The organism is Prevotella sp. HMSC077E09, from assembly GCF_001814685.1.
In the GTDB taxonomy this organism is placed as follows: Bacteria; Bacteroidota; Bacteroidia; order Bacteroidales; family Bacteroidaceae; genus Prevotella; species Prevotella oris.
The window spans coordinates 87950-99114 of sequence record NZ_KV817517.1; the positions used below are offsets into that span (position 1 = coordinate 87950).

9 protein-coding genes are annotated in these 11165 nt (G+C 44.9%); 6 read left to right on the plus strand and 3 right to left on the minus strand.

Features of this window, described 5'->3' with window-relative positions; genetic code table 11:
* The first annotated feature begins 7 nt into the window (after positions 1–7).
* The 4 genes from sufB to HMPREF2983_RS03440 are packed head-to-tail and all read left to right on the plus strand — an operon-like array spanning position 8 to position 4900.
* Positions 8–1453, plus strand: a complete 1446-nt coding sequence (gene sufB / locus HMPREF2983_RS03425; protein WP_070666796.1) for a Fe-S cluster assembly protein SufB — start codon at positions 8–10, stop codon at positions 1451–1453.
* A 34-nt stretch (positions 1454–1487) separates the two neighbouring features.
* Complete coding sequence (gene sufC, locus HMPREF2983_RS03430) at positions 1488–2252, plus strand: Fe-S cluster assembly ATPase SufC (protein WP_004373577.1); 765 nt, start codon at positions 1488–1490, stop codon at positions 2250–2252.
* Between the two features lie 15 nt (positions 2253–2267).
* The gene (gene sufD, locus HMPREF2983_RS03435) at positions 2268–3611 is read left to right on the plus strand and encodes a Fe-S cluster assembly protein SufD (protein ID WP_070666799.1); all 1344 of its coding nucleotides are present in this window, start codon (positions 2268–2270) and stop codon (positions 3609–3611) included.
* A 50-nt stretch (positions 3612–3661) separates the two neighbouring features.
* Positions 3662–4900, plus strand: a complete 1239-nt coding sequence (locus HMPREF2983_RS03440) for an aminotransferase class V-fold PLP-dependent enzyme (protein ID WP_070666801.1) — start codon at positions 3662–3664, stop codon at positions 4898–4900.
* On the opposite strand, the gene HMPREF2983_RS03445 is transcribed toward HMPREF2983_RS03440, so the two are convergent.
* Positions 4897–5184 carry an ATP-binding protein gene (locus HMPREF2983_RS03445; protein WP_070666803.1) on the minus strand — a complete coding sequence of 96 codons (288 nt, stop codon included), beginning with the start codon at positions 5182–5184 and terminating at the stop codon, positions 4897–4899. The two genes, HMPREF2983_RS03440 and HMPREF2983_RS03445, sit on opposite strands and share 4 nt — an antisense overlap.
* 126 nt (positions 5185–5310) lie before the next feature.
* On the opposite strand from HMPREF2983_RS03445, the gene HMPREF2983_RS03450 reads away from it, so the two are divergent.
* Positions 5311–5973: a ribonuclease HII gene (locus HMPREF2983_RS03450; protein WP_070666805.1), complete on the plus strand. Its 663-nt coding sequence runs from the start codon at positions 5311–5313 to the stop codon at positions 5971–5973.
* Between the two features lie 302 nt (positions 5974–6275).
* Positions 6276–7157: a helix-turn-helix transcriptional regulator gene (locus HMPREF2983_RS03455; RefSeq protein WP_018920566.1), complete on the plus strand. Its 882-nt coding sequence runs from the start codon at positions 6276–6278 to the stop codon at positions 7155–7157.
* A 711-nt stretch (positions 7158–7868) separates the two neighbouring features.
* On the opposite strand, the gene HMPREF2983_RS03460 is transcribed toward HMPREF2983_RS03455, so the two are convergent.
* On the minus strand, positions 7869–9815 hold the full coding sequence (locus HMPREF2983_RS03460; RefSeq protein WP_070666807.1) for an alpha-glucuronidase: 1947 nt from the start codon (positions 9813–9815) through the stop codon (positions 7869–7871).
* Between the two features lie 437 nt (positions 9816–10252).
* Entirely contained in the window at positions 10253–10702 is a 450-nt protein-coding gene (locus tag HMPREF2983_RS03465; protein ID WP_025879625.1) for a copper resistance protein NlpE N-terminal domain-containing protein, read from the minus strand.
* Between the last annotated feature and the right edge of the window lie 463 nt (positions 10703–11165).

Below are 11165 nucleotides of genomic sequence, written 5' to 3' on the forward strand. Positions count from 1 at the left end.
TTGTAAAATGGCAGAAAGAGAGAAAAACGAGTTTGTAAAGCAGGTGGCCGAAAAGAAATATGAGTTCGGTTTCACTACTGATGTGCAGACTGATATCATAGAGAAAGGACTCAATAAAGACATTGTGCGCCTGATTTCAAAGAAGAAAGAAGAGCCCGATTGGTTGCTTGAATTTCGCTTGAAAGCCTACGAATACTGGAAAGATCTCAAGCAACCTGCGTGGGGACATGTACATCTTCCCGAGATAGACTATCAGGGAATATCCTATTATGCAGACCCATTAGCGAAGAAACCTAAGAATAAAGAGATTGATCCGGAACTCGAAAAGACTTTCGATAAATTGGGCATTCCATTGGAAGAGCGCTTGGCTCTGAGTGGGACGGCAGTTGATGCAATCATGGATTCCGTGTCTGTGAAGACCACGTTCAAGGAAAAATTGCGCGAGAAAGGCATCATTTTCTGTAGTATAGGAGAGGCTGTTAAGGAGCATTCTGATTTAGTCAAGGAGTATTTGGGCAGTGTAGTGCCTTATCGTGACAACTATTTTGCAGCCCTTAACAGTGCAGTGTTCAGTGACGGTTCGTTTGTTTATATCCCCAAAGGGGTGCGTTGTCCGATGGAACTTAGCAGTTATTTCCGTATCAATGCCCGTAATACGGGGCAGTTTGAACGTACATTGATTGTGGCCGAAGATAATGCTTATGTGAGTTATCTCGAGGGATGTACAGCGCCGATGCGTGATGAAAACCAACTGCATGCAGCCATCGTAGAAATCATTGTGAAGGATAATGCCGAGGTAAAGTACTCTACTGTGCAAAACTGGTATCCTGGAGATGAACATGGAAAGGGTGGAGTCTTGAACTTAGTTACTAAGCGTGGCGACCTGCGTGGCGTCAATTCGAAGTTGAGTTGGACACAGGTTGAGACCGGTTCGGCAATCACATGGAAGTATCCTTCCTGCATCTTACGGGGTGACAACTCCACAGCTGAGTTCTATAGTGTTGCTGTAACCAATCATTATCAAGAGGCCGACACTGGTACAAAGATGATACATATGGGGAAAAACACCAAGTCTACCATCATCTCTAAAGGCATTTCGGCCGGTCATAGCCAGAATTCTTACCGCGGACTTGTACGTGCAACCGCCAATGCTGATAATGCCCGAAACTACAGCTCGTGCGATTCTCTGTTGTTAGGCAGCGACTGTGGTGCCCATACCTTCCCTTATATGGATATCCATAACGATAGTGCAGTGGTGGAGCATGAAGCCACAACTTCCAAGATATCAGAAGACCAACTCTTCTATTGCAACCAGCGTGGCATACCAACAGAGCAGGCTGTAGGCTTGATTGTCAATGGGTATGCCAAGGAAGTGCTTAATAAACTGCCGATGGAATTTGCTGTTGAGGCTCAGAAGTTGTTAAGTGTGAGCCTTGAAGGAACGGTAGGATAAACAGAAATTAAAAACAATTTTTGACGAAAGAAAAATGTTAGAAGTAAGAAACTTGCATGCCACGATAGCTGGCAAAGAAATATTAAAGGGCATCAACCTCACGATTAACGATGGCGAAATCCATGCTATCATGGGACCGAATGGTTCGGGTAAGTCAACCTTGAGTGCCGTATTGACGGGTAATCCGCTGTATACGGTGACTGAAGGTGAAGCGCTTTTCAATGGTCAGGATCTGTTGCAGATGAAACCGGAAGACCGCGCTTGCGCCGGTTTGTTCCTCTCGTTCCAATATCCGGTAGAGATACCCGGAGTGTCAATGACCAACTTTATGCGTGCCGCTATCAATGCAAAGCGCGAGTATGAAGGCAAGGAACCATTGAATGCTGCCGATTTTCTGAAGCTGATGCGTGAGAAACGGAAGCTTGTCGACTTGGATAGTAAGTTGGCACATCGTTCAGTTAATGAGGGTTTCTCCGGTGGTGAGAAGAAACGAAATGAAATATTTCAAATGGCTATGTTACAGCCGAAGCTCAGTATTCTCGATGAAACAGACTCCGGACTTGATGTTGATGCCATGCGAATTGTGGCCGATGGTGTCAATAAAATGCACACAGAAAAGACCTCGGCTATCGTGATTACCCATTACGAACGCCTTTTGGATATGATCAAACCGAATTTTGTCCATGTGCTTTATAAGGGGCGTATCGTCAAGACTGCAGGTGCAGAGTTAGCCAAAGAAATTGAACAGCACGGCTATGATTGGATTAAGGAAGAGGCCGATGCCTTGTATGGCGAATAACAAAGGAGGAGAATCATGAACAGTGAACAGCAATATATCGACCTCTACACAGAGGTTTCGGAGATGATTAAAAGTCATTCGGCCGAACCTCTTAACGCTGTGCGCGACCGTGCTTTTGCCGATTTCAAGGCGCAAGGGTTCCCTACACGCAAGGTAGAACGCTATAAGTATACCGACATGGCAGCTTTATTTGCGCCTGATTATGGGCTGAATCTCAATCGTTTAGCTATTCCGGTGAACCCTTACGACGCATTCAAATGTGACGTACCAAACCTTAGTACGTCTCTTTATTTTATTGTTAATGACAGCTTCTACAGCCAGAAACTGCCGCAGGTTCAACTTCCCGCAGGTGTCATTGTTGACTCTTTGGGGCATATAGCGGCAGAAAAGCCCGATTTCATCGCTAAATATTATGCTCAGATTGCCGCCACTCATGAGGATGCTGTCACGGCTTTGAACACGATGTTGGCACAGGACGGTCTTTTCGTTTATGTTCCCAAGAATGTCAAAGTCGACCGTACCATTCAAATTATCAATATCCTTCGTGCCGACGTTGATCTCATGGTAAACCGTCGTGTGCTTGTCGTCATGGAGCAAGGTGCCGAGGCAAAACTCCTTTTCTGTGATCATGCAACAGACGACCGCAAGTTTCTTTCCACGCAGGTCATTGAGGCTTACGTGGGTGATAATGCGAGTTTAGAACTCAATTGCCTTGAAGAAACCCATTTGAAGAATGTCCGTGTGAGCAATGTTTATATAGAGCAGCAAGCTAACAGCCGTGTCAATCATAATGTAATCACATTGCATAATGGGGTCACTCGCAACCGTCTTGACCTCGTTTTCAAAGGCGAGGGGGCAGAATGTCACTGTAATGGCTGCGTAGTTGCCGACAAACAGCAACATGTTGACAATAACACACTCATTGATCATCAGGTACCTCATTGCACAAGTAATGAACTTTACAAGTATGTGCTTGATGAAAATGCCGTGGGAGCCTTTGCCGGACGCGTGCTCGTCCGACACGATGCACAGAAGACTATCAGTCAGGAAACCAATCAAAACCTTTGTGTGACAAAGACTGCCCGCATGTACACGCAACCTATGCTTGAGATTTATGCCGACGATGTGAAGTGTGCACATGGCTCAACGGTAGGCCAGTTGAATGATGCTGCGCTGTTCTATATGCAGCAACGCGGTATCAGTCTGAAAGAAGCTAAGCTGCTTTTGGAGTTCGCCTTCATTAATGAGGTGATTGATAAAATGGAACTTGAACCATTGCGTGACCGTCTTCATCATCTTGTCGAAAAGCGATTTAGGGGTGAATTGAATAAATGCGAGGGGTGTAAGTTGTGTAAGTAGGAGTCGCTTTAATAAGTGCATTATGGATGAATTGAAATGATTTTCAAACTATGCAATATGATTTAAACCAGATAAGAAAAGATTTCCCAATTCTTTCGCGAACGGTTTATGACCGCCCACTCGTTTATCTTGACAATGCGGCTACCACGCAGAAGCCGCTTTGTGTGCTTGATACGATGCGCGAAGAATATCTGAACGTCAATGCCAATGTGCACCGTGGAGTGCATTGGCTCAGTCAGCAGGCCACCGAACTCCATGAGGGAGCCCGCGAGACTGTGCGCAAGTTTCTCAATGCCAAGACAACGAATGAGATTGTTTTCACGCGTGGAACAACCGAAGGACTCAACCTCATAGCCTCCAGTTTCTGTGAGGGTTTCATGCAGGAAGGTGATGAAGTCATTATTTCCACCGTTGAACATCATTCCAATATCGTGCCTTGGCAACTTCAAGCGGCCCGAAAAGGCATTGTACTGAAAGTCATTCCAATGGATGACAACGGCGGTATGGATATTGAAGTCTTCGAGAAAATGATTACGCCGAAGACGAAGATTGTCAGTATCTCTCATGTCAGCAATGTGCTCGGAACAATCAATCCTGTGGAAGATGTCATTCGTATAGCCCATGAACACCATGTTCCTGTCGTTGTGGATGGTGCCCAGAGCACGCCTCATTTTAAGGTCGACATGCAGCAGTTAGATTGCGATTTCTTTGTTTTCAGTGGGCATAAGATCTATGGACCAACGGGTATCGGTGTGTTATATGGCAAGGAAGATTGGTTAGACAAGCTTCCTCCTTATCAAGGTGGAGGAGAGATGATTGAGAATGTCAGCTTTGAAAAGTCTACTTTCGAGCGTCCGCCATTGAAGTTTGAGGCCGGAACGCCCGACTATATTGCTACGACAGGTCTTGCCAAGGCCTTGGAGTATGTCACAGATTTGGGCATGGATGCCATTCAGAAGCATGAGGAAGACCTCACGCGTTATGCTATTATGCAACTTCGACAGATTGAAGGCATGAAACTGTTTGGTGTGACAGAAGATGCCGATTTGACTACTTTACGCCATGATGCCGTTATCAGTTTCCAGCTTCGTGACATTCATCACATGGACATGGGGACATTGCTCGATCGCCTCGGTATTGCTATCCGCACCGGTCATCACTGTGCGCAGCCGCTTATGAATCGCTTGGGCGTGCTCGGAACATCACGTGCAAGTTTTGCACTTTACAACACGAGAGATGAAGTCGATGGGCTCGTTGCAGCTATCAAGCGCATATCTACGATGTTCTAAAGTGCCTTGCGACAGGCGGTGACAGCTCGCAGAAACCACACACAGCAGACTGCACGACCGATAAGATGAGCATCTACAGGCATCACGGTAAACACGAAAGCAAGCTGTGCATTGAGTAACAGAAGAGTCTGGCGCATACTGATTTCACGACCGAGAACAGCTGAATAATAGCTTGCAAACAGGCAGATGGGCTTGCTTAATAACGCTCTTACGCCGTTTAGTCGCTGTTGCAGCGTCTGTTCTGAATGTTCTTTCTCACACTGAAGATAAATGTTCTTTTCCATATTTCTGGTTTTTTAAAATCCATTCTTGATTATGGGTGCAAAGTTAACCCCATGTGTGGAAGTATCTTTTCATATGTAGTTTCAGACTGTTAAAAACGTTAATGCACAACAAATATTAACAAAACCATGCTTCTTTCTCATTTATATGACAATCTTGTTGAGGCTGGATGCGATGAAGCAGGCCGTGGTTGTTTAGCCGGAAGCGTCTATGCTGCAGCGGTCATTCTGCCTCCTGACTATGACAATCCTGCGCTCAACGACAGCAAAAAGCTCTCCGTCAGACAGCGGTATGCCTTGCGTGAGCAGATAGAGCACGATGCTTTAGCCTGGGCTGTGGGTGTTGCTACGCCCGAAGAAATTGATGAAATCAATATTCTTCATGCCAGTTTCTTGGCCATGCACCGTGCTTTAGACCAATTGAAGATACGTCCCGAGGCTGTCATTGTTGACGGGAACCACTTCGACCCTTATGTTGTTGGCAAAGGATTGCCCAATGCCGGCAAGCAACTTCCCTACACTTGTGTCATCAAAGGCGATGGAAAATATCAGAATATAGCGGCAGCCAGCATTCTTGCCAAGACTTATCGCGACGATTATATGACGGAACAAGCTAAGCTTTATCCTTTCTATGACTGGGAAAAGAATAAGGGTTATCCCACGAAAAAGCATTATGCGGGAATAGCTGAACATGGAATTTGTGAGTTGCATAGGAGGAGTTATAATACCCATCCCAGCCCTCCCGAAGGGAGGGAGCACGAACTTGAGGAAGGGAAATTGATATTTAAGTAGTCTCTCTACTTTTCTTTCATGTAATGGAAAGTTTGAAACGACATATTATTCTCAAGCAATATCACCCCTCCCGGCCTCCCGAAGGGGAGGGGTCTTAACTCCAATCAATACATCAACCCCAAGTAACAACTCCTCCCCCCTCGGGGAGATTGGGAGGGGTTTTAACTCCAATCAATACATCAACCCCAAGCAACAACTCCTCCCCCCTCTGAGAGATTGGGAGGGGTCTTAACTCCAATCAATACATCGACCTCAAGTAACAACTCCTCCCCTTCGGGGAGGTTGGGTGGGGTTTTAACTTTATGAAGAAACTTGGTAACGAGCTTACGCTCATTCTTTTGATGACCGACGGTACGGATTATACCGCTAATGATTTGTGCGAACATTTGGAATGTACGCGCCGCAACCTTTATTATTATCTGCAGTTCCTGCGTGATTATGGCTTTAAGGTTGTCAGAAATGGAAACTGTTATCGCCTTGATCCTCACTCGCCATTCTTTCGACGCATCACGTCATCGGTCAACTTCACTGGTGCTGAAGCCGCTTTGTTGCATCAGCTTGCCGATGGAGTTGATGCAAGGAATCCTGCAATTGCGTCTGTCAAGAGTAAGTTGGAACGCTTCTATGACTTGCGTCTCTTCACAGATGCACGCTATAGGAAAAAACAGATGCGCAATCTTGATGACTTGACGACAGCAATCAACAATCAACGCATAGTCTGTCTGCACCGCTACTCCTCGCCTCATAGTCATTCATTCAGTGACCGTGTGGTCGAACCTTTCCTCTTTTTAAGTGATCATCAGGATGTGCGTTGTTATGAATTAGCTTCAGGTATGAACAAGACTTTCAAGTTGGCACGCATTGGAAGCGTGGAGGTTTACGATGCTCCTTGGATACATTCCGACAAACATAAGCGTGTTTTCACGGATATGTTTGGCTTTACTGGCGAAGAACGCTACCGTATCCGTCTGCGCATGGGACAGCTTTCTTACAATCTCATGCTTGAAGAATACCCCATTTCATCGACATTTTTCATGCCCGAAGACGATTACCATTGGCTCCTCGAAACTGATGTTATGAGTTATCTGGGCATTGGCCGTTTCATCCTTGGACTCTATGATGATATTGAAGTGCTTGGAGATGATGGGCTTCTCCGTTATATTGAGGAGAAGAGAAAACTGTGACTTGCAGAAAATATCAAGGCTGTTAACATGCAAACGAATTCCTTTTATTCGATATTCTCAAATATTCTGAGATATACCGCGAAGCGGTTAGGAGTCTTCCTACTTGCATTTTAGGCCTCCTCGTCGCAAGCGACATCTAAGAATATCTAAGAAAATCTTAGAAGATATAAAGGCTGTTGCTGCCTCACATCCTAAGAGGCAGAATATATGTTAATTCCTTTCAACAAACTTTACAATTCCCTTGAATAGATTGAAGAATTCAGAATGAAAGTCTTCCTCATTCGAAATGTGCGCCGTATTTTAACGAATTACAAAGCATTGACAATCAGACGATTACAGATTTCAAAACAAATTGCAGGCTAATCTCACATAAAGAAATGCTGCCATTTGCATCAAATCACCTCCTAATTTGCACCATTTCATCGCGTTTTCTAACGCAAATAGTAGTGCCATCTGCGTCAAGTTGCAACGCATGATGAATGGAATTGCAATGCAAGGGGATTGACGTGGGAGCATTGAAGCTATAAAATGGCTTTGCACAAGCATGGAACTCGGATTTTTATTTCTCTTTGGGTATTGATAAAAGTGTTAAAAACGACAAAGAAATTTGACATTAAAAGCCTTTCTCTCAGATGCTCTGTGCACGGCTCCTTAGGCTTGAAAGCAGGGTGAGTGTAAGGAGGAATGCAAATGCTTTCATGCAGTTTATGCCTAAGGTTGTTTGTGGTTGAGTTGTGCAGGCTGTACGGGCATGTAGCTTACGCCCGTGAAATTATATTTCAAAGGCATCTTGGAAAATTGTTGGAAGTAGCGGAGTGCGTAGTCACGACATTCTTTTGCATTTGCCAACTGCAGGGCAAGAAGACGGTTGACATGTTCCCAACGTTCCTGATCAATCTGAGGGCGCAATTCGTTCCACAGCTTCTGATAAGATACCACCTGCTCTATCCCTCGATAATATAAGGCACAAAGTTCATCCCAGAGCATGTCGCCATTGTGCAGTTTGTAGTCCCAGGGCACATGATGAAACCACAACAGATATTCATCGGGGCATGTGGCAAGGTTGTCATAGAGGCTTCGGTAAGGTTCACGATATTGCGAAACGGCATTCGTTCCCTTGGAGGAGCGGTCGAAACCGATGCCGTCTGCGGCAGCCTTATGATAGGGTATAGGGCACCACTCCAATGGATATTCAGCTTTAACCCCGTCTGCTTCGGGACCGTAATGATGCTGGGAAGCGAAGAGATGATGCAGTCCAAGCGGCATCATATAGTCCACGCAGGCCTCTCTGCTCGTAGTCATCATGTCGGCAAGTATGTAGCTGTTGACCTCATTTCCAAAGGTCTGACCAATCCATTCCTGTGCGATGAAATCGGAAGAAAATGAGGGATTCCATGCCAATCGGCCAAAGGCATACCAGTTGGCCTGTGAGAATGGATGCCCACACCAATTGATGTCATCGCCGATGTTGCTCACTCCAGCTATTGCTTTGAGGCTGTCGGGAGCGACGAAGCTAAAGAATTCTTTCCACATTGGAGCCAAGAAGACGAGATGTTTGCCCTGTCCGGTGTATTCTTGAGTTATCTGAAACTCTACCGCTTGCTGTGTTTTCTTCATGTTGTCGAAGATAGGAGCGTAGGGTTCCCGCGGTTGAAAGTCGAGAGGTCCATTCTTGCTTTGCAGGATGACATTGGGTTTGAAAAGACCATCAAGGTCTTTGTATTCGCTGACTGCCTGCATCACGCGGTCTTCTCCCTTATGTTTTGCGCCATAGACGAAGCTGCGCCACATCACAATTCCTCCATGGGGAGCCAACGCATCGGCCAGCATGTTGGCACCTTCTGCATGCGTTCGTCCGTAATCGAGAGGTCCGGGCTGTCCTTCAGCGTTTGCTTTTACGAGGAAACCACCGAAATCCGGTATGCGTTGATAAATCTCATCAGCCTTCTTCTTCCACCATTTTTTGACGGTTTCATCGAGAGGATCGGCGGTTTTTGTGTAGCCGAGAGCCTTCGGACTGCCGAAGTTTACCGAGAGATATACCTTAATTCCATAAGGTCTGAGAATGTTAGCTATCGTGCAAACAGTATCGATATATTGCGTTGTCAGCACTTTGGGAGAGGCATTGACATTATTCAACACACTTCCATTGATGCCGACAGAAGCGTTTGCCCGGGCATATTCGCGGATGCGTTCTGCCCATTCCTGTCCCTTGAGATTGGCCGAAAAGAAGATGCTCTTGCCTGCATATCCGCACTCAATCGTGCCGTCAAGATTGTCCCAATGGTTGAGGATGCGGCGTGAAAACTTGGGAGCCGTGTAGCCACCGAGCCCCGGATATGCCTCTTGAGCTTGCAGTCGGAGTGCTTCGTAGGCACCATAGAGCAGACCAAGTTCGCTGTGTGAGCAGATAGAATCTCCGTTATAGAGGAAGCCGTCATCATCTTTCAGACGCGGGTTGAGGATGAGTTTCAATTCTGGTCCCTGCCAATAACGTTTTAGTTCGTCGACAGCTGTCTGCAGGGTTGCCCCACCTTGTGGCGCAATGATATTGGCTTTGCCGCATGGTTTGTATCTTAACCAAAGCGCATGACCGTCTTCAGCCGGTGAAAGGAGGGGCGACAGCGCCAGCAAGAGAGATAGAATAGTTTGTTTCATGAATAGATATATTTCAATACTGTCGTTTGAACAGCAAGTTGAACTGTTGCTGCAAAAATAGTCAAAACCTGCTGAATAAACGAAGAAAAAAGACGCTTATGACTTCAGTTATATTGTAGTTGGGAACCATGTCCTGTGAAATGCACAACTTGGATGTCATACCATTGATGTGTGGGAAAGAGGGAGCTGTCGTGAAAATAGTAAGTGAATAAAACGCTCTTCGTTGGTTTCCTTTATGGATTTTCACTCTTCTTATGTTTATAAACGAAGACAGGAACGCAGAAAATTGCGTCCCTGTCTTTATTTTTCTTTTATCCATTAGTCTGCATCTTCTCTTCTTATAGCTCATTCTCCGCCTTTGACAAAGCAGTAGAATTTACTGTATAAAGAGAGAAACAAGTTCTTTTCTCCTTTTGAGAGAGAGTGGATAAGTGGCTTTACTTCTTCAATTTCAAGTCGTAGCTGAGTTTTGTTGCAGCCTCTTCAAACTGATTGTTAACCATGCGGAGAACTGAGTCGTTTACAACCTTGAAGTAAGTAGTGTCTTTACCAAGTGCAAACTTATATACAGTTACGTCTTTACCGTCCATTTTCTTGGTGGCAACAACCTTCTTACCGCTATAGTCTTCTGCCGGAGTTTTATCTGTCAAATATTTGATGTGCAGAGAGAAACCATCGGTAGAATCGTTAGCAAGCTTCAGTGTATAAACTGAACCGGCATCTGCACCAGGGATTTCTCCCTCGTAAACAGCACTGTCTGTTGCCATAGTGTCAGTTGCAGCAGAGTCTGTGCCAGCTGCATTTGCAGCAGTCTTACCATTGTTTTGGCATGCAATCATTGCTGCACTGGCAGCAAAAAGCATAATTACGTTTCTTAGATTTTTCATAACTTTCTATGTTTATAAATGATTAATAATCGGGTGCAAATATAGGAAATAACAATAATAGTTATTGCAGATTGTATGATAAATTTAGTTAAACGTTTTACTTTTTCTTATCAGGTATACTCTTTGGGTATGTTAAATCATACCCGAAGACATTGTCTTGAGACTTGTAGCTTAGCGAGGAAGCAGGGCTGTTGCAATGCAGATTTAATTCATTTTAGATTTATTTCAGTTCTCAACTGCCAATTATCAATTTGTCTACTCGTAGCAAACCATTTCGTTAACGCTTTTATACCCCGTTGGGTTTTAATTTGTAACGAAAACGAATAAATTGCAAGTAATTATGTTAAATACGACGACAAAAAGTAACTTTCTGCAGAAAATGTTTGGCGGTATTCTAAACATTCCTTAATTTTGTAACCATAAACATGCTTTTATAAAAGTTAATCAAAGCGGACAGCTACGA